Genomic DNA, 19645 nt, shown 5'->3' with positions numbered 1-19645 from the left:
GGTAACAAATGCCCCTTTTTTAATAGATTTTTATTATGCCATGAATGGTGGCTATTCACTGTCGTTATGAGTTTAATAAAAAAAGCAGCCCTAGGGCTGCTATGAACGACACATGAAACTCGAAGGGGAGTTGTGTAGTGGCTAATTTAACGACTTATACTTTATACGGAACGCATGCAATAATGGTTCAGTATAGCCACTAGGTTGTTTAACTCCCTCTAATACAAGGGCTAAAGCTGCTTGATAAGCAACGCTTTGTGCTAAAGTTTCGGCTGAATCAGCCATATTATTGTAGGCCGGATCACCTTCATTTTGACCATCAACAACTTTCGCCATGCGTGCCATGGTTTTTCTAATTTGCTCTTCAGAACAAACGCCATGATATAGCCAGTTGGCCATGTGCTGGCTTGAAATACGCAGTGTGGCACGGTCTTCCATCAAGCCTACATGGTTGATGTCTGGTACTTTCGAGCAACCAATACCTTGGTCAATCCAACGCACAACATAACCTAAAATACCCTGTGCGTTGTTATCAAGTTCGGCTTGAATATCTTCTTTGCTTAAGCTGCTGGCATCTTTCATAAGCGGCGGAGTGAGCAAGCTGGTAAGGCTTGCTTCTTTGCGGTCTATAAGCGCTTTTTGACAAGCAAATACATCAATATCGTGATAATGCATAGCATGCAGTGTTGCAGCAGTAGGAGAGGGCACCCACGCGGTATTTGCACCACTTTTCGGGTGACCACTTTTTTGTTCCATCATTAACGCCATTTTATCTGGCATTGGCCACATGCCTTTACCAATCTGTGCTTTACCACTAAGGCCTGTTGCAAGACCAATATCTACGTTGCGGTCTTCGTATGCGCTGATCCAAGGCTCAAGTTTAATAGCGCCTTTTGGCAGTACTACACCTGCTTGCATTGAAGTATGAATTTCGTCACCAGTGCGGTCTAAGAAGCCGGTATTGATGAATACAACACGCTTTTTAGCTTCGAAAATACAGGCTTTTAAGTTAGCTGATGTACGGCGTTCTTCATCCATAATACCCATTTTAATGGTGTTTGCTGGTAAGCCTAACAGCTGCTCCACACGCGTAAATAGAGTATTTGTAAATGCCACTTCTTCTGGGCCATGCATTTTTGGTTTAACAATATTAATGCTATTAGCTATTGAATTTTTAAGGCCGCTTGTACCTTTTAAGTCATGAAGTGCTGCAGTGCTGGTGATAATGGCATCCATAATGCCCTCAAACACGTCATTGCCTTCACTATCTTGGATAGCTGGGTTAGTCATTAAGTGGCCAACATTACGCACAAACATCATGCTACGGCCTTTTAGCGTGATTGTTTCACCACTTAAAGCTTGGTATTGGCGGTCTTGTGCTAAACGGCGCTCAATGGTTTTACCGCCTTTGTTAAATGCTTCTACAAGATTTCCTTGCATTAAACCAAGCCAGTTTTGATATACGTTTACTTTGTCTTCGGCATCAACGGCAGCAACAGAATCTTCACAGTCCATAATTGTAGTGAGGGCTGCTTCAAGTAGTACATCTTTAAGACCTGCTTTATCTGCTTGGCCGATTGGGTGATGATGGTCAATTTGCAGTTCTATATGTAAGCCATTATTTTTCAATAAGATAGCGCTTGGGTTTTGCGCTTCACCTTGATAACCAATAAGTTGTTCAGGGTTTGCTAAACGAACCTGACTGCTGTCACGTAATGTGATTAAGAGCTCATTATTTACCACCGAATAGCTGGTGCTTTCGATGTGTGAGCCATTTACTAAAGGCAATGCTTTATCGAGGAACTGGCGGGCATAAGCCATCACTTTAAAGCCACGTACAGGGTTGTATGTAGAGCCTTTCTCAGCGCCGTCGTCTTCACTCAACACATCAGTGCCGTATAGCGCATCATACAAAGAGCCCCAGCGAGCATTTGCTGCATTTAAGGCAAAGCGTGCATTGCTTACTGGCACAACAAGCTGCGGCCCTGCAGTGCTTGCGATTTCAGGCTCTACTTGGTCTGTTTCTATGCTGAAGCTAGCTGGCTCAGGAACGAGGTAGCCAATGTCTTCAAGGAATGCTTGATAGTTAGCTGCATCCCATACCGGCTGCTGCTTATGGTAGTCATCAATCTTAGCTTGTAGTTGTTCGCGTTTTTCTAAAAGCGCACGATTGATTGGCGTTAGTTCATTGACGATATCAGCAAAACCTTGCCAAAAGGTGTCTGTGCTAATGCCTGTTCCAGGTAAAAGTTGCTGTTCAACAAACTGTGCAAGTTGTTGATCAACGCTTAAACCGTTAAGTGAGAGAGTGGTCATAATAATGTCCTTTAAACGAGCTTAATTTGATCATTCATGGTTCAACCATATCGTAAAAAAGGCTAATAAGCAGGCTATTTACCATTCACTAAAGATATAGTGGCAATAACAACTATAAATTTACTAAATCCAAAAAATCCGCCTAATGTTGAATTAAGCGCTACGAAGCAAACGCCAAGTAGCCACTCTCACTAACAAAAAATAGATAACCCGTTCGAAGGATTTTTATTATGACAACATATCAACGCGAAACCGATAACCTAGCTACTTTATGTCAAACACAAGGCAAAACGTGGCAGTCAATCAACCCTGAATACGCAAGCCGTATGCGCTTACAAAACCGTTTTCGTACGGGTCTAGACATTGCTCAATACACTGCAGACATTATGCGTGCAGACATGGCAGCCTATGATGCTGACCACAGCCAATACACACAATCATTAGGTTGTTGGCATGGTTTCACTGCACAGCAAATGATGATGGCAATTAAACGTCATAACAAAACAACTAAACGCAGCTATGTTTACCTAAGTGGCTGGATGGTTGCGGCACTTCGCTCTGAGTTTGGTCCATTACCAGACCAAAGTATGCATGAAAAAACATCTGTTCCAGCGCTAATCGAAGAAATCTACACTTTCTTAAAGCAAGCTGATGCACGTGAACTTGACCACCTTTACAAAGACCTAGACGAAGCGAAAGCAAACGGTGGTGATGTTCAAGCTGTACTAAATAAAATCGATAACTTCGAAAGCCATGTTGTGCCAATTATTGCTGATATCGATGCGGGTTTCGGTAACGAAGAAGCAACTTACCTACTTGCTAAAAAGATGATTGAAGCGGGTGCATGTGCTATCCAAATCGAGAACCAAGTATCTGACGCAAAACAATGTGGTCACCAAGCCGGTAAAGTAACTGTACCGCATGAAGATTTCCTAGCAAAAATTAATGCAGTTCGTTACGCATTCTTAGAGCTTGGTATTGATAACGGTATTATCGTTGCACGTACTGATTCGTTAGGTGCAAGCCTTACTCAAAAAGTGCCTGTATCTAAAACACCTGGCGACCTTGCTAGCCAATACACGTCGTTCCTAGAAACAACACCAGTAAACAGTGTAGATGACTTAAATGAAGGCGACACAGCAATGAAGCTGAATGGTCAGCTTTGCAAACCAACACGTTTAGATAATGGTTTATACCAGTTCCGTGAAGGCACAGAGAAAGACCGCGTAGTTCTAGACTGTGTAACTAGCTTACAATCAGGTGCAGACTTACTGTGGATTGAAACAGAAAAGCCAAACGTTAAACAAATCGCTGAGCTTGTAAACCGCGTTAAAGAGCAAGTACCAAATGCTAAGCTGGTATACAACAACTCACCGTCGTTCAACTGGACACTTAAATTCCGTGAGCAAGTATATGCTGAGTGGCAAGAACAAGGTAAAGATTTATCTGCTTACCCAAGCATCGATGACAATAAAGCATTAATGGCGCCAGAAATGGATGACACAGAGCTTGCAGCGGCAGCAGACGTACTTGTACAAAACTTCCAAAAAGATGGTGCACGTGAAGCGGGTATCTTCCATCACCTAATCACGCTACCAACTTACCATACAGCGGCGCTAAGCACTGATATTCTATCAGAAGGCTATTTCGGCGACCTAGGTATGCTAGCGTATGTTCGCGACGTACAACGTCAAGAAATCCGCCGTGAGCAAGCATCAGTGAAACACCAAGACCTAGCAGGTTCAAACATTGGTGATACTCATAAAGAGTACTTCTCTGGTGAAAATGCACTTAAAGCCGGTGGTGAAGCAAATACCATGAACCAGTTCTAACCAAGTTGTAATTTCCTTTATAGCTATTCAATAATGTTGTTAGGGGCCTTCGGGCCCTTTTTCATTTGTAGCCATCAGCTTTCAGCCGTCAGACTCGCACCTCGCAGTTCTCACCTCGCACCTCGCACCTCGCACCTCGCACCTCGCACCTCGCACCTCGCAACCCGTATCTCGCATCTCTCACCTCGCATCTCTCACCTCGCATCTCTCACCTCGCATCTCTCACCTCTCACCTCGCATCTCGGATCACTCTTTAACCAAGTCTTGGATCAGCCATTTACTAGCTTTATAAAAATACAGATCACGCATTTACCAGCTTAAGAATTTTAGATCAGGATTTAACTACCTCCGCCTCATGAGCCTTAATTTAGGGCTTATTGGCAGAGCACAGCCTCTAGAATGGCTAAAATTAGGTCATATAAACGGCAATTTAATCCTGTTTTGTAAAATCTTGTGATTTACAAACCGATTTTTTATTAACTCACCCAAGCTATAAACCGATTTTTTACCAACTCAACACCCTTACAAACCAAAATTTTACTAACTGAAGCTAGGTTTTTAGCGGCACAAACCGATTTTTTACTAACTCAAGTTACTGACTTTGGCTATAAACCGATTTTTTACTAACTGCTTTTGGATTAATGTCCGATATTTGAAAAATGTATGTAAGGAGTTACTCACATTTTGACTGTAAAGGGGGTTTACAGGGGAAGAAGTTAGCGAGGGGAAAGTTAGAAAGATTAAAGTTAGCAAGAGTAAAGTTAGAAAGAGCAAAGTTAGCAAGAGTAAAGTTAGCAAGAGTAAAGTTAGCAAGAGTAAAGTTAGCAAGAGTAAAGTTAGCAAGAGTAAAGTTAGAAAGGGGAAAGTTAGAAAGGGGAAAGTTAGAAAGGGGAAAGTTAGAAAGGGGAAAGTTAGAAAGTTAGAAAGTTAGAAAGTTAGAAAGTAGCAGCGGGTTTACCCCGCGTTATAGTTTTACTAAATGACGCGGCATAAAGCCGCTGCTACAGGTAAGCGTGAAACTATTTTATGTTTTGTGTATGGCGCGGCATAAAGCCGCACCTAAACTATTGCTCGCAACTCGCAACTCGCAACTCGCAACTCGCAACTCGCAACTCGCAACTACTTACTATGTTTATCAAACCACCATTGAATATAGGCTACTTTGGTCATCAGGTTTGATGGGCGCGCGGTAATACCATGTGAGGCATTAGGAATACGCACCATCGCTGTATCAACACCTTGTAGCTTTAACGCTTGGTAAAACTGCTCGGTTTCAGAAATCGGCGTACGATAGTCTGATTCACCGGTTAACAGCATAGTTGGTGTTTTTACATTGCCCACATAGCTAATTGGAGAGCGCTTCATATAATGTTCAATATTGTCCCATGGTTTACCTGGGAACCAATAGTCAGCAAAGAAAGGGTAGAAGTCAGCAGTTAGTACAAAGCTGATCCAATTGATAACAGGTTTAGCAACAACAGCTGCTGCAAAGCGGTCTGTATGACCCACAATCCATGCAGTTAAAACACCGCCACCTGAACCGCCGGTAACAAACAACTTACTCTCGTCAATAAAGCCCTTATTGATGACAGCATCAACACCTGTCATCAAGTCATCAAAGTCATTACTTGGGTAGTTATGATGAATTGTTTGCGCAAACTCTTTACCGTATGAGTCACTGCCGCGCGGGTTCATATAAAGTACAACATTACCTTTGGCTGCGTATAATTGTACTTCAGGGCTAAAGTGAGGACCGTAGTTTGCAACAGGACCGCCGTGGATCTCTAAAACAAGTGGGTACTTTTTGTTTTTATCAAAACCCGGTGGGTAAGCAATCCAACCTTGAATAGCCAAACCGTCGTGGCTTGATTTAACCCAAATTTCTTCAACCTTAGCCAGCTCTTTGTCACCCAGTGCATCTTCGTTTAATTGTGTTAAACGCGCGGTTTTACCGCGCTTAATTAATGCTACATCAGCTGGGCGCTGGGTATCTGCGAGTGTGAATGCAACTTCACCATCTTCGCTCACATCAAAATCACCACCTGAATACGGACGACCAAAGGCAACACTACCAATCTCTGAGGTAATCACCTTATGTTTACCACTACGCGGCTGGTAAGCTAGGTATGTTTTGCCTTCGCTATCGTAGCTAAAATAAAGACCTCTGCCGCTATCATCCCATTTTATATCTTCGACACTACGGTCTAAATCAGCAGTGAGTACTGAGGTTTTTCCTGATTTCAAATCAAGTAAATAAATGTCGCTGTTTTCATAGTTAGTCTTTTTGTCGTCATAGCCTGTGTATGCCAGGTAACGACCATTTGGAGAGACTTTTGGGCGTGAATCTGGGCCTTTACGGTCTGTTATTTGGGTAATTGAACGATCCGCTAAGCTAAGTTTATAGATTTCAGATTCAGTTGGGTGTAATTCATTATCTTCATAACGATTAGCCGAAAAATAAAACGCATCGCCTTTTTCGTTAAAGCTAATAGCACCACCATGATCAAAATCACCAGCGCTCAATTGACGTGCATTGCCGCCCGTTGCACTGATGATAAAAAAGTGACGATAACCTTTTTCAGAGTAGCCACCGCCATCGGCACGGTAAAAGGTATCGTCAATATATTTAGCTGGCTCTGCCCACTTAGCGCCTTCAGGCTTACCCGGTAAAGATACTGGGCTTGCTGATTTTGCTGGCACAAACTGGCTAAACACCAATTGTTTACCATCTGGCGTCCAAGTTAATCCCCCAGGGCTTTGCGTTAGGTTACTAATTTTTGCTACGTTACCGGTTTTTAACCATTTTACATAGATTTGGCTGCTACCATCTCGGGTAGAAATAAACGCTAAACGAGTTTCATCTGGTGACAATACCGGAGAGTAATCCATATGCACGCCAGACGTTAGCGGTAGCATGGTTTTACCATCTGGGTTTACTGACCAAATATTACTGACTTTACGGTCGCTTTTGATATCCATGCGATTACGCACAAAGTAAATTGTATCGCCATTTTTTGTCATTTCTATTTGGTTGGCGTATTCAAGATCAAAAACATTTTCAAGTTGAAAGGTATTGCTAGCTCCTGCATGGCTGTAAAAGCTGGCTGCTGCAAGCAGTGCTAAAGACGTTTTAAACTTCATTTTATTTCCTTGTTAGTGAGCAGAAATTAGGGCGTGCTAACCTGTTATAAAGTAACAACCATCAGAAATATAGTCCATTGCGATGAATGGAGAAATCAATAGACAGATGGTCATTTCCCTTTTATGTTGAGTACAGACACTTTTAAACGTAAGGAGCACACAATGATAGGTTACATCATGTTAGGCACTAACAACCTAGCTAAAGCAGTAAAGTATTACGATGAATTGTTCGCCACTCTAAACGCTGAGCGATTTTTAGAAACTGACCGCTTTGTCGCATGGAGCACAGGTCAAGATAAGCCCGGTTTTGCGGTTACCAAACCTTATAACGATGAAAAAGCTACAGTGGGTAACGGCACTATGATTGCTCTAGCTGTTGAAACCCCAGCCCAAGTAGATGCCTTTTATAAAAAAGCCATAGAACTAGGTGGCACAGACGAAGGCGCTCCCGGCCCACGCGAAATGCCCGGCTTTTATGCGGGATACTTTAGAGACTTAGACGGTAATAAACTTAATGTGTTTTGTTTTACGCATGGGTAAAGAAAGTTAGCAAGGGGAAAGTTAGAAAGAGTAAAGTTAATAGGCGCTAGGCTCTAGGAAACAGGGCCTAGCTTATGTAGCTTTATGCCGCGTAACTCTTAACTTTACTTTGGCTCTATGCTTACATGGCGTGCCAGTAACATCGTGTAACTACCGGCTCTTCGCGCGAAATAAATTTCACGCCTTCAAGAAAATCGTAGGGTAATCTTAAGCTGTGATTAGGAAGCTGTTGTTCGGCGCTAAAGCACCTCCTACCTCACATCTCGTACCTCGCATTTCGCACCTCGAATCTCATACTTCGCATCTCGTTTCTCGTCCCTCGCACCTAAAAAACACTCATCACTCCAAAGTTGTATTTATCTTAGGGAATACTTGTCTTTTTCACTATTTATTGGTGGAAATATCAACTATGCTTTTGCGTGAATAGTTCATTGTATTGATTTATATAAGGTTATATTGTTGGTTCGATAATTGCTCCAGTCTTTTTACCAACACTTTTAAAGGAAATAAAAATGAAAAATACGCTTACACTTACCCTTCTTGCTGTACTGCTTTTGGTTCTGTATTCACAGTTCACAGAATTAGCCTATAAATTTGGTTTTGCTGAGCTCAAACTAAATGCGGTTTTGGAAAACAGTGAGCATATGAAAGTAAAGTGTGATGCATACTCACTAGGCTTTTTTGATGAAATAAAACTTCAAAATAAATTTCAAAAATGCATCAATGATTATGAAGCTGAAGGCTATGAAATCGTGAGCAGAACAGACCAATAATCGTTTAGAGTAGGCGCCATGCTCGCATGGCGCGCCGCTGCATCGCACAACAGCCAGCGCTTCGCGCGAAATAAATTTCACGCCTACAAGAAAAGCGTAGGGTAATCTTAAGCTGTGATTAGGAAGCTGTTGTTCGGCGCAAAAGTACCTCCTACCTCGCACCTCGCATCTCGCATCTCGACTTTTAATCTGATGGCTGACGGCTGACGGCTGACGGCTGACGGCTGACGGCTGAAAGCTGACAGCTAGTTCCCCTACCAAGTTCTGTTTATTTTCATTACACTGCTTCTATACAAAATAATTATAAAAATTGAGAATGATCATGACGTCGAAACTTTTTAAACCTCTTTGCTGTGTATTTACACTGAGCCTTGTGGGCTGTGGTGGAGGTGAGGTGTTTACAGCCCCTGCTAGTAGTGAATTTGCCCATGGTAATGAGTTACTAAGTGCCACGGCGCTTAGTGAGGATGCGAGTCACGCGTTAGTGGCAACCCAATCTGAGGTGTGCGTTTGGGATAATCAGTTAAAAGCGCGTCTATACGATTGTATAACAGGCCAGGGCGCTGAACATGTTGAGCTTGTGGGCTTTAGCGCTAATAAATCTCGTTTTTTCATTTCAAATCGATTATCGGTGACTTTATACGATACTCGCACTGGGCGTAGTATTGGTACTTGGCTTACCGGGCAAGAAATCGCTAGAGACATCGCTATTTCAGCCGTAGGCGATACGTTGGTTATCGCTTATCGTAGCGGCAAGGCTGAGGTAATAAATACCCGTACAGGTGATACTAAGCGTTTTGATATTCATCGTTTAGATATTAATAGCGTGGCGTTATCGGCTGATGGTCAGTGGGCGTTTACCGGCTCAAGCGACAAGTACGTAAAGCTTTGGTCAACGAGTGATGGTAGCACTCGCTTTGAAGAGCGTTTAGCGACTAGAGTGAATCACGTTACTTTAAATAAAACAGCAAGCTTGGGCTTTGCAATTGACTCGGTTGATGATCGTGTATTTTTTGATTTAGCCAATAAAAAAGAGTTATCAGAAGTGGCCTCATACTCTAACTTTATTGAATTCACCGCATCGCAATTTGTTAATCAAGATAAATGGCTATTAACGGGCTCACCAAAAATGAAGATGCGTTTATATCGCGTTGCAGATGGTGAATTAATCGCTGAATACGAAGCTAAACAACAGCGCCAACGTACGTCGGTTCTGAGTGTGGCTTACGATGGTAAGCAACTATATTCAGAAACCAGTGATGGCCTATTGCAAGCTTGGCCATTTGATAAAATAAGCACTAAATAACAGCTAAAACAAAAGCGCCTACTTTAAGTAGGCGTTTGTTTTAAATGGCGATGAAATTAGTAATCAAACTTATGCTTGGTAAACAAGCTTTGCACTTGTTGCCAAACTGCACCAGGTTTACCATCGCCAACTAACTTGCCATTTACTTTTACAACTGGGCCAACTTCTTTAGTGGCGCTGGTGATCCATACTTCGTCGGCATCAAGTAACTCATCTTTACTAATAATGCGCTCTTGCACGTTAAAGTCACTGTAACTGTGAAGAATATTGAGGATTAACCAGCGGGTGATCCCCGGTAAAATTTGGTTATCAAGTGGTGGCGTACTGATCACACCATCTTTAACAATAAACACGTTACTTGAACTAGCTTCGGTAATTTCTTCTAAGCGGTTAAATAGAATGGTTTCTTTGTTACCGGCTGCTGCGCCATGTTGATAATGGATCACGTTGCCAAGCAGAGCCGTTGATTTAATATGGCAACGTTGCCAGCGACGGTCTTGCTCAAGCGATACAGTGTAAGTTGTTGCATTGTCGATATCGCCTTTTGGCTCTGCCGGAATTTCAAAAGCAAACGCGAATACGGTCGGGGTAATATTAGTTGGGTAACCGTGGGCACGTTTAGTGTCGGCGCCACGGCTAACGTGCAAATAAATCCCTAGATTATCACCTTGGTTTTTCTCGCATAAATCATTACAGATTTTACGCCATGTATCGGCACTGTAATCGAGCTTAATTTCAAGTTCGTTTAAACCGTTATTCATACGTTCAATATGTGCGCCAAAGCCAAGCATTTTGCCTTGGTATGATGGGATCACTTCATAGATGCCATCGCCAAATAAGAAGCCGCGATCCATTGGTGAAATCTTTGCTTCATCAGCGCCAAGGTATTCACCGTTTAGGTATACCGTGCCCATTGTTAAACCTCATTCTCTGTCGTAAAGCCGCCAAGTTGGCGAAGCCGAGTTATTAATTGTTGACCATGCATTGCATGCAGGCCGTCTTCGGTGAGCTCATTTTTATGGGTGACGCCATCGACACTACCGCGCTCACTTAGGTAATGCAAAATGTTGAGTGGCTCAATATCAGCCAGCAAATCGGTGTTATGCCAGCGACTTAAAAAGGCAATGAGTCCGTATGCTGCCCAGTTAGATACATCGGCGAGTAACAGCTCATCGCAAGGAGTTAAACAAGGAATGATGTTTAGCGCTTGCATATGCTGTGCAAGGTTACCCATGCCTATTTCGTTACCGCCATCACCAATCGCTATGGTGGGGCAAGGTGCTTCTGTTACAAAAAAATCAAAGCAGCCGCAATGCTCAGAAATATCAATACCGCGCATATTATAATAACGCTGATGCTCGTTAAGCCCTGGGCGTTCTATTGATAAAACACAATCAGGTTTTAGCTGCGCAAGGGCTTTAATGCTAAAAGTGTGTGCATTATCAATGCTATTAATTGGCAGTTCAAAACAATTAAAGTCATTTTTTAGAGCACTGTAAAGGGGGTTGCCAGTAACCAAAATGGGCTGTTTACCAAGCTTCTCGAGTACCTTGTAAAGTGCAATTGCACCAACCGGACCATCAGTCTCGAAAGTATTGTTAACCGCAAAGCCAGTACCTATCAACACAGTGCCTTGTGCTTTATAAAGGTATTTTGCTGCGCGTAAATACGTACCCGTTAGTTGTTTTGCGTATAAATGCTGCATACCACGTGGGTTTTGTTCAACCATCAAGGTTTCAATGTGTTGGCTGAGCGCTGCGTCGCTTAGACTTGCTGACATAGTGCTTTGATCTCTTGAATGAGCGCAATACCTGCTTCATTATCGCCATGAACACATAGACTATCGGCATTAAGTGCCAGTTGCTGACCACTTCGCGTTGTAACTGTGCCATGTGCAATTAACTGTTTTACCTGGTCCATTAACGCCGGTTTGTCGTGTACGCTGCCCGCTAAAGAACGTGCAACAAGTTTACCTTCGTCTGTGTATTGGCGGTCGGCAAACGCTTCTAAAATGAGTTCTAGTTCAAGCTCTTTTGCTTGTACTTTGTGTTTGGCTGCTTGGTTGGTAGCTAAAATCATCAACTTTAATGGCTTTGCATAACTTGCCACTGCGCGCATAACAATATTCAGCGTTTGTTCGTCACTCATCATATCGTTATACAATGCGCCATGTGGCTTAACGTATTCAAGCGTTAAACCATGTACTGCAGCCATACCATCAATTGCAGCAATTTGATAATGCAGGCAATTGGTCAGCTCTTTTTCGCTCATAGCCATTGAGCGGCGACCAAAGCCTTGCTTATCTGGGTAACTTGGATGTGCGCCAACCATTACTTTGTGCTGCATGGCGAGGGTTAGGGTGTTTGCCATCACATCGGCATCGCCAGCATGAAAGCCACAAGCAATATTTGCCATATCAATATGTGGCATAACTTGCTCGTCTAAGCCCATTTTCCACATGCCAAAGCTTTCGCCAAGGTCACAGTTTAGTTTCATCGTCATTTATAACGCTGCCATTTTACTATTTGGAATATCGGTGATCAGCATATGCCCTGGGCTATGCGTGATGCAAAAATCAGGTGCCGCGTTGGCAATTGCAACTTGTGGAGTCACACCACAGGCCCAAAATACGGGCACTTCGCCTTCTTTAATGGTCACCGCATCACCAAACTCAGGTTTGTTGATATCTTTAATGCCAATTGCAGCAGGGTCGCCAAAATGCACAGGCGCACCATGTACACTTGGAAAACGGCTGCAAATTTGGATCGCGCGAATGGCATCGGCAGGTTTCATTGGGCGCATGCTTACAACCATATTGGCGTGAAAAATCCCTGCACTTTGGCAAGCCATATTGGTCACATACATAGGCACATTTTTTTGTTCGCTGATGTTTCTGATCTCAAGACCCGCGGCAATCAGCGCTTCTTCAAATGAGAACGAGCAACCAATTAAAAAGGTGACTAAATCGTCGCGCCAATGATTCGTAATATCGGTAACCTCTTCAACCATTTGGCCTTGTTTAAAGACGCGGTAACGGGGTAAGTCGCTACGAATATCAATGTCTTCACCAACAGTTGGCATATCTGTAACGCCCGGTATACGGCTAGTTGCAATGATTGGGCAAGCTTTAGGGTTTGCTTGGCTAAACTGCAAAAAATCAAACGCGTATTGTTTAGGTAAAATCACTAAATTAGCTTGCACAAAGCCCGGAGCAAAGCCCGATGTATTGCCAGTGTAGTCACCCTCGCGTACCATTTTACGAATAGCCGCTGGAGTGGTTAAAGATGCATTTTTTTGCATGTGACTCTCCTTGAAATTAACACTTGCCCATTGTTGCTACAATAACACTCAGTTCAGGTCATTAATAGTAACGGGCAGCTGCCCTTTAGCAGGGGCTTTCCCTAGTAAAACGTTTGCCAGCGCTGTAAAAGCAGGGCCAGCAATCTTTTCATCTGTATCTACATCTATATTGTAAGCATAGGTGGCAAGTACAGCATCGCCAAATTTTCCAAATTGGGCAATATCGTAAGGGGCTCGTAAGCTGACAAATACGGTCTTTTTATGGGCTAATTTTGCTTGTTTTAACAATGATTCTAATGCCGCTGATTGATCGGATTTAGCAATTGCAAACTCAGGGTTATCAGCTAAATCATCCATCCCGCCGACTTCAACAGCACTTTGTTTTGGTGACGCATTAGCGGCAATGATTATGTCGGCTTCGTTAATTTCTTTTAATGTTGCAAGCGGCTCATAGCCTTGCAAACTTGTGCAGCTAAAGCTGATTAGCTTATCGGTGTTATCAATTAACGCCTGCTGCAAAGCATAGCACTTGCGGGTATCAGGCATAATAATATGCACTTTGCTGCCCGATTTAATGTTAAGCGGTAGGGTGTTTTTCTCGTTTTTCACCTCGGTGATAGCAGCTAATGCTAATTCGGCTTCTACTTTTCTATGGCTTTGATCACCGAGTAAAAGCTGCGCTTTTTTGATGGCTGCTTCGTCATCAAGTGAAGAGGTAAGTTTAAACTTTTCTTTAAGTTTTAAAATGCGTGTTGCAGAAGCACTCATTTCGTTGGCATTTAACGTGCCACGTTGTACTTCTTGCTCTAATCGCTCAATCAGAGCCTCAAGTACTGCTAAGTCTTTAGGGCTTCTGATTTCGATTGGCATCAGGGCAATATCAACACCCGCTGCAAAGGTATTTACTACCGCTTCAATTGGTTCAAAAAAGTGGCTGATCCCCGCCATATCGAGGGCATCTGTGATCACCACACCTTGATAACCGAGTTCATCACGTAATAAGTCGGTGATGATTTTGCGCGACATCGTTGCAGGTTTGATCATGGTTTTGCCTTCTTTACTAACAAACGTGCTGTCGTCGAGGGCAGGGTATTGGATATGGGCCGTCATGATCATACCCGGTTGTTGGTTTTTAATAATTTCTTTAAAAGGGGGGAGATCTTGCTGCCAAATGGTTTCTTTATCATGCATTACTTTTGGCAGGCCTGTGTGGCTATCTACATTGGTATCGCCATGCCCCGGAAAGTGCTTTAACGACGAAATAACGCCGTTGTTTTCAAACCCTGCCACTTGGGCACCGCCCAGTTTTGCAACCAATTGCGGATCTTCACCGTAAGAACGCACGTTAATAACCGGGTTATCCGGGTTCATGTTTACATCGACCGTCGGGGCATAGTTAACATTAACACCCAGTGCCAATAGCTCGTCGGCAATGATGCGTGCAGACTCAGTCGCGAAGTGGGTACCATGTTCTTTATAGGTTGCGCCAATCGACATGTTACCGGTAAACGACGTACCAACATCACGAGGAATTCGGGCAACTCGGCCACCTTCTTGGTCTATCGAAATAAACAGCGGTAAGCCTAACTCTGACTTAGCAGCGGCTTTTTGTAGGTCATTATTAAGTTTGATCACTTGCGGCACGGTTTCGATATTTTCTGCAAATAAAATCACCCCACCAATATTATGTTTAGTGATGATATTCGCTAAATCGGCTGGCAGCTCTGTCACCGGTGTACGGCATTTTTGTTCACCCGGGTCTTGCTCGCAGTAATAACGTAGGTCAAGCATGAGCTTTTGCCCTAACTGTTGTTTTAAAGTTAATGCAGACTCAGCAAATGATGATTGTAATGGCATGAAACATCCTAATCCGATAACCAGTGACGATAGTGCAAACTTATTTAACACAGCAAGCTCCAAAGCAAAACGCTTATTTAGTTTTTAGAATAAATTATTCTTGATGTTAATGGGTTTTTAAATATAAATACAGTATTTTTTTGCTACCCTAGCGGTTTTTGAGTTCGACTGCAAAAAGCTAAGTTAGATCACCAAATAGGGCTAACAGGCTTAAATAACCAAACCTTTATGCTTATTAAAAGCGTGGCAAGTTGATAATTTATCAATTTAATGGGTCGCTTTTTAGTACAATTTAAAGTAATAATATATTCCATAATCATCAGCGTAAATATGACAAGCCTGGGGGCGAGATGGCTTTAACTCGATTACACGCATTTAAACAGCAAATTAAACCTTTTTTACCAGAGTCAGCATTAATAGAAGATTACTCGCGCCGCTATGCGTACGGAACAGACGCCAGCTTTTATCGATTAATCCCTGAATTAATTGTATTAGTTAGCAATCAAAATCAAGCAAGGCAAGTGATCATTGCCGCCAACGAACAACACGTACCCATCACATTTCGCGCCGCTGGAACGAGTTTGTCTGGGCAAGCAATTACCGACTCGGTATTGGTTTTACTTTGCGATAGTTGGAGCAAGTTTGAAATCCTTGATGACGCTGAGGCAATACGCTTACAACCGGCAATCATCGGTGCTCGAGTAAATCAAGTATTAGCCCCGTTTGGTAAAAAAATTGGCCCTGATCCCGCTTCAATTAATAGCTGCAAAATAGCCGGAATGGCGGCAAATAATTCATCGGGCATGTGTTGTGGGGTAGCGCAAAACAGCTACCATACAGTAAAAGATATGACCCTCATTTTTGCCGATGGCACAGTGCTTAATACGGCTGATAGCCAAAGCTGTAATGCCTTTTTGCAAAGTCATAGCCCTTGGGTTGATGAGCTAATGAACCTGGTTGATAGCGTAAAGCAAAACCCCGATTTGAGTGAGCGTATCGCCCATAAATACCGTTTAAAAAATACCACGGGCTATGGTTTAAATGCACTGCTGGATTTTTCTGATCCAATCGAAATCATTAAGCACCTCATTATTGGCTCTGAGGGTACGTTAGCTTTTATCGCCGATATCACCTACCACACCGTGGTTGAGCATAAGTACAAACACACAGGTTTCTTTATTTTTGACGATATCAGCAAGGTGTGTGAGCTGGTACAAAGGCTTAGTGAGCTTGATGTTGCGGCCGTTGAACTACTCGATAAACGTGCCCTTATGTCGGTGTCTGAACACGCTATAATGCCAAAAGAGGTGGCTAGCTACCCTGAGCAATCAGCGGCACTGTTAATCGAGTTAAGAGCTGAAAATGCTCAGGCTCTCGATGCGCTCACTAAGAGCACTGAGCAACTTCTTGCCGAGTTTAAGCAAAGCCAACTGGCAGCGATTGAGTTTTCAGCAGACAGCGCCCGTAATGCGGCACTTTGGAATATCCGTAAGGGCACCTTTCCTGCGGTTGGCGCGGTGCGCGTAACTGGCACTACTGTGATTATTGAAGATGTTGCCTTTGCCCTTGATAAATTAGCTGAGGGCGTGAATGCCCTACATCAATTATTTATTAAATATGGTTATGATGAAGCCATTATTTTTGGGCATGCCCTTGCCGGAAATCTGCACTTTGTATTCACCCAAGGTTTTGATACACCAGAGCAAGTAAGCCGATACGAGCAATTTATGGCTGATGTGGCGAACTTAGTGGCGGTTGAACTAAAAGGGTCATTAAAAGCTGAGCATGGCACTGGGCGTAATATGGCGCCGTTTGTTGCCACCGAATGGGGAGACTATGGCTTTGCAGTGATGGTTGCGCTTAAAGCATTATTCGATAAACAAAATATTCTTAACCCTGGGGTTATTATTAATCACGACAAAAATGCCCACACCCAGCATTTAAAAGTCATGCCAAAAAGTGATGATATTATCGATACCTGTATTGAATGTGGCTTTTGCGAAGTTGTTTGCCCATCAAAAGGGCTTACCTTAACACCGAGGCAGCGTATTACTTTATGGCGACACCGCACAGAGCTGCACAATCAATTACTTACAACCGAAGATGTAGCAAGCAAACAGAAGTTAAATCAAAAGCTCAGTGTTATTGAGGCTGACTTTAAATACCTTGGTATTGATTCGTGCGCGGCAACGGGTCTTTGTGGTCTTAAATGCCCAGTGGGGATAAACACGGGCGAATTTATAAAATCACTTAGAGCAGAACAAGTCTCATCAAACAAGGTTTCGCGGTCATTATCACGCTTTGCTAGCAAGCATTTTGCGGTTGTTGTTACAGGGGCACGGTTTGGCTTATCCGTAATACAGGTGCTCGAAAAAGCAATTGGTAGTTATAACCTTAGAAGCCTGAGTAAACCTGCGAATAAGTTGCTTGGTACACCGCTGTATTACTCGGCGTGGCCAAGGGCTGAGCAGCCAATTAATAGAAAGCTTCAACAGCCCCAACAAGCGAAAAAATTGGTGTATATGCCAAGCTGCGCAAGCCGAATTTTTGCGGCCGATAAACTTGCTGATGATAAGCGCCCACTGCTTGATGTTATCTATTCACTTGCTGCCAAAGCAGGCTATGAACTGCTACTTCCGCAACAAGCCGATTCACTTTGCTGCGGTATGCCATTTGCTAGTAAAGGCTTTAATAAAGAGTCTAAAAACAAAAGTGAGCAGTTACTTACTGAGCTTGAGGCGCTTTCAAATAATGGCCAATATCCCATCGTTTTTGATGCCAGCCCTTGTGCCCTTACTACTCTAAATGCCGCGCAAAATACGGCACTCACAATTTATGAAAGTGCTGATTTTGCTGCCCAGCATTTACTGCCTAATTTACAAGTAACGCCAGTGAATGAGCCGGTAATGCTCCATGTTACCTGTAGCTCAAAGCGATTAGGTAAAGAGCAAAGCCTAGTATCACTTGCCAAGGCATGTAGTAACGAGGTGATTATTCCAGCTGATATTGAGTGCTGTGGTTTTGCCGGTGATAAGGGTTTTAACTTGCCAGCGCTCAATGGCAACGCGTTAAAAACCCTTAAACAACAAGTACCAAAAAACTGTAGTCGTGGCGTGTCTAATAGCCGTAGTTGCGAAATTGGTTTAACTGAACACAGTGGCATTAGTTATCAGTCTATTTTGTATCTACTCGATAAACAAAGCCATGCAATATAACAGGGCTTAATTGCTAATTTGATGAGCTAGTTGCTGACTGGCTCATCTATTTTTAAAGCTTACACTTTCCAAAAAATGCCTTTGCGGTAGCAACTGTACATCACCCCATAAGACACCACTAAAAACAGCAGTGAAAAGCTAAAAGAAGCGAGGTAATCATTGCTGAACACTAATTGTATTAGGCCATAAATATAGCCTTTTAAACTGCTATCGCCGAGCGGGATCATAATTAATAGCCGTGCAAACACGCCTGCGAATATAAAAAATAATATTGCATTCGCACCAAATACAATAAACGGAGCGCCCCAGCTGCGCAGCTTATAAATATCTAAAATAGCACTGCACAGTGCATAGAAAATCGCTGCCAGCCCTGAGCTGAGCAGCACATAGCTCGGTGTCCATAAGGCTTTATTGATAGGCGTTAATGGAGAAATAGCATAGCCGGCAAGAACAGCTAATGTGCCCAGAAAGATAAGTGTACGGGCTTGTTTTTTAAGGTCGGTTTGCTTAGTTAAATAAACCGCAGCCAAGATACCGCTAAGCGCACTTGCAATGGCTGGCAGTGTTGAGAACAGCCCTTCGGGGTCAAATGGCAGTGGCTTAGCATTGGCATAATACAGGTGATGACTACCAAGTACGGTATTGTCTATGAAGGCACTTAAGTTATTGCCATGTAACCACAAGCCACTGACTACCTCGCCGTTTGGCAAGGTATAGGGGATATAAAGCATGGCGGCGCCATAAAACAATAAAAGAGCGATGCAAGTAATGGCTATTTTCTTAGGCGATAAATAGAGAAAACAACACAGAGCGATTAAATACACCAAACCGATACGTTGCAGCACGCCCAACACGCGCAGCTGCAATAGCTTGTCATTAAGCCAACTAAAAGAAGGGTCTCGAAAGTTGTAATAAAACAAGGCTAAAAACCAACCGAGGGCAATGAGTTTAATGGTGCGAATAACCCCCGCTTTTAGTATTTGTTGATCACTGACCCCTTTAGTACGCAAGCTATTTACTGAAAGCGTGATAGACATGCCGACAATAAAAATAAAAAACGGAAAAATTAAATCGGTAGGCGTCCAACCATGCCACTGTGCATGTTTCAAAGGCCAATACATCGCTCCCCAACTACCCGGGTTATTCACTAATATCATGGCAGTAATAGTCAAGCCCCGCATTACATCTAACGCCATGAGGCGATGTGAAGGGAGTTTGTTGATGATTTCAGCACAGTGTTGACGCATTGGAAAATTTTATTGTTGTTTTGTTTTTACGGTGTAATAAATTATTACACTAAAGCAAGCTGCTTTTTAAATAATATAAATCGTATTTGTTAGCTGTTCTTTTAACAGTACTAAGCTT

Annotated in this window: 13 protein-coding genes; 5 read left to right on the top strand and 8 right to left on the bottom strand. The window is 43.0% G+C overall.

What is annotated here, in order from left to right; translation table 11 throughout:
* Positions 1-141: 141 nt before the first annotated feature.
* Positions 142-2316, bottom strand: coding sequence for a malate synthase G (locus tag L1D51_RS08395; protein ID WP_275669138.1), 2175 nt, complete (start codon positions 2314-2316; stop codon positions 142-144).
* 230 nt (positions 2317-2546) lie between these two features.
* On the opposite strand from L1D51_RS08395, the gene L1D51_RS08390 reads away from it, so the two are divergent.
* A complete protein-coding gene (locus tag L1D51_RS08390; protein WP_054563156.1) occupies positions 2547-4148 on the top strand; it encodes an isocitrate lyase in 1602 nt (533 codons plus the stop codon).
* A 1119-nt stretch (positions 4149-5267) separates the two neighbouring features.
* On the opposite strand, the gene L1D51_RS08385 is transcribed toward L1D51_RS08390, so the two are convergent.
* Positions 5268-7289 (bottom strand): S9 family peptidase, encoded by a 2022-nt coding sequence (locus tag L1D51_RS08385; protein ID WP_239963415.1) that lies wholly within the window; start codon positions 7287-7289, stop codon positions 5268-5270.
* 162 nt (positions 7290-7451) lie between these two features.
* Between L1D51_RS08385 and L1D51_RS08380 the strand changes: the two genes are divergently transcribed.
* The 3 genes from L1D51_RS08380 to L1D51_RS08370 all read left to right on the top strand — a co-directional run bounded on the left by L1D51_RS08380 (position 7452) and on the right by L1D51_RS08370 (position 9908).
* Complete coding sequence (locus L1D51_RS08380; RefSeq protein WP_054563159.1) at positions 7452-7829, top strand: VOC family protein; 378 nt, start codon at positions 7452-7454, stop codon at positions 7827-7829.
* Between the two features lie 512 nt (positions 7830-8341).
* On the top strand, positions 8342-8602 hold the full coding sequence (locus L1D51_RS08375) for a hypothetical protein (protein WP_054553385.1): 261 nt from the start codon (positions 8342-8344) through the stop codon (positions 8600-8602).
* Positions 8603-8924: 322 nt separating this feature from the next.
* Positions 8925-9908 (top strand): WD40 repeat domain-containing protein, encoded by a 984-nt coding sequence (locus tag L1D51_RS08370; RefSeq protein ID WP_239963414.1) that lies wholly within the window; start codon positions 8925-8927, stop codon positions 9906-9908.
* Positions 9909-9964: 56 nt separating this feature from the next.
* Here the strand turns inward: L1D51_RS08370 and L1D51_RS08365 are convergent, their stop codons facing one another.
* Genes L1D51_RS08365 through L1D51_RS08345 form a run of 5 tightly spaced genes read right to left on the bottom strand, consistent with a single transcriptional unit; the run spans position 9965 to position 15065 of the window.
* On the bottom strand, positions 9965-10822 hold the full coding sequence (locus L1D51_RS08365; protein ID WP_055199349.1) for an aminotransferase class IV: 858 nt from the start codon (positions 10820-10822) through the stop codon (positions 9965-9967).
* Between the two features lie 2 nt (positions 10823-10824).
* The gene (locus tag L1D51_RS08360) at positions 10825-11688 is read right to left on the bottom strand and encodes a glutamate cyclase domain-containing protein (RefSeq protein WP_239963413.1); all 864 of its coding nucleotides are present in this window, start codon (positions 11686-11688) and stop codon (positions 10825-10827) included.
* On the bottom strand, positions 11673-12404 hold the full coding sequence (locus tag L1D51_RS08355) for a 5-oxoprolinase subunit PxpA (protein ID WP_239963416.1): 732 nt from the start codon (positions 12402-12404) through the stop codon (positions 11673-11675). The genes L1D51_RS08360 and L1D51_RS08355 overlap by 16 nt, the downstream gene beginning before the upstream one ends.
* 6 nt (positions 12405-12410) lie before the next feature.
* A complete protein-coding gene (locus tag L1D51_RS08350; RefSeq protein ID WP_063528520.1) occupies positions 12411-13208 on the bottom strand; it encodes a putative hydro-lyase in 798 nt (265 codons plus the stop codon).
* Positions 13209-13256: 48 nt separating this feature from the next.
* Positions 13257-15065: a glycoside hydrolase family 3 protein gene (locus tag L1D51_RS08345; RefSeq protein ID WP_239963412.1), complete on the bottom strand. Its 1809-nt coding sequence runs from the start codon at positions 15063-15065 to the stop codon at positions 13257-13259.
* A gap of 350 nt (positions 15066-15415) precedes the next feature.
* Here L1D51_RS08345 and L1D51_RS08340 point away from each other — a divergent pair, with 350 nt between their 5' ends.
* Positions 15416-18280 (top strand): FAD-binding and (Fe-S)-binding domain-containing protein, encoded by a 2865-nt coding sequence (locus tag L1D51_RS08340; protein ID WP_239963411.1) that lies wholly within the window; start codon positions 15416-15418, stop codon positions 18278-18280.
* A 59-nt stretch (positions 18281-18339) separates the two neighbouring features.
* Here L1D51_RS08340 and L1D51_RS08335 read toward each other — a convergent pair whose 3' ends face one another.
* Entirely contained in the window at positions 18340-19527 is a 1188-nt protein-coding gene (locus L1D51_RS08335; RefSeq protein WP_239963410.1) for an acyltransferase family protein, read from the bottom strand.
* Between the last annotated feature and the right edge of the window lie 118 nt (positions 19528-19645).

This window comes from Pseudoalteromonas shioyasakiensis, from assembly GCF_022398475.1.
Classification (GTDB): Bacteria; Pseudomonadota; Gammaproteobacteria; order Enterobacterales; family Alteromonadaceae; genus Pseudoalteromonas.
This window is presented reverse-complemented; position numbering and strand designations above follow the sequence as displayed.

Excerpts from the sequence above, each read along its gene's own strand:
- L1D51_RS08395 (WP_275669138.1), bottom strand. The coding sequence starts at position 2,316 with ATGACCACTCTCTCACTTAACGGTTTAAGCGTTGATCAACAACTTGCA.
- L1D51_RS08390 (WP_054563156.1), top strand. The coding sequence starts at position 2,547 with ATGACAACATATCAACGCGAAACCGATAACCTAGCTACTTTATGTCAA.
- L1D51_RS08385 (WP_239963415.1), bottom strand. The coding sequence starts at position 7,289 with ATGAAGTTTAAAACGTCTTTAGCACTGCTTGCAGCAGCCAGCTTTTAC.
- L1D51_RS08380 (WP_054563159.1), top strand. The coding sequence starts at position 7,452 with ATGATAGGTTACATCATGTTAGGCACTAACAACCTAGCTAAAGCAGTA.
- L1D51_RS08375 (WP_054553385.1), top strand. The coding sequence starts at position 8,342 with ATGAAAAATACGCTTACACTTACCCTTCTTGCTGTACTGCTTTTGGTT.
- L1D51_RS08370 (WP_239963414.1), top strand. The coding sequence starts at position 8,925 with ATGACGTCGAAACTTTTTAAACCTCTTTGCTGTGTATTTACACTGAGC.
- L1D51_RS08365 (WP_055199349.1), bottom strand. The coding sequence starts at position 10,822 with ATGGGCACGGTATACCTAAACGGTGAATACCTTGGCGCTGATGAAGCA.
- L1D51_RS08360 (WP_239963413.1), bottom strand. The coding sequence starts at position 11,688 with ATGTCAGCAAGTCTAAGCGACGCAGCGCTCAGCCAACACATTGAAACC.
- L1D51_RS08355 (WP_239963416.1), bottom strand. The coding sequence starts at position 12,404 with ATGAAACTAAACTGTGACCTTGGCGAAAGCTTTGGCATGTGGAAAATG.
- L1D51_RS08350 (WP_063528520.1), bottom strand. The coding sequence starts at position 13,208 with ATGCAAAAAAATGCATCTTTAACCACTCCAGCGGCTATTCGTAAAATG.
- L1D51_RS08345 (WP_239963412.1), bottom strand. The coding sequence starts at position 15,065 with ATGCCATTACAATCATCATTTGCTGAGTCTGCATTAACTTTAAAACAA.
- L1D51_RS08340 (WP_239963411.1), top strand. The coding sequence starts at position 15,416 with ATGGCTTTAACTCGATTACACGCATTTAAACAGCAAATTAAACCTTTT.
- L1D51_RS08335 (WP_239963410.1), bottom strand. The coding sequence starts at position 19,527 with ATGCGTCAACACTGTGCTGAAATCATCAACAAACTCCCTTCACATCGC.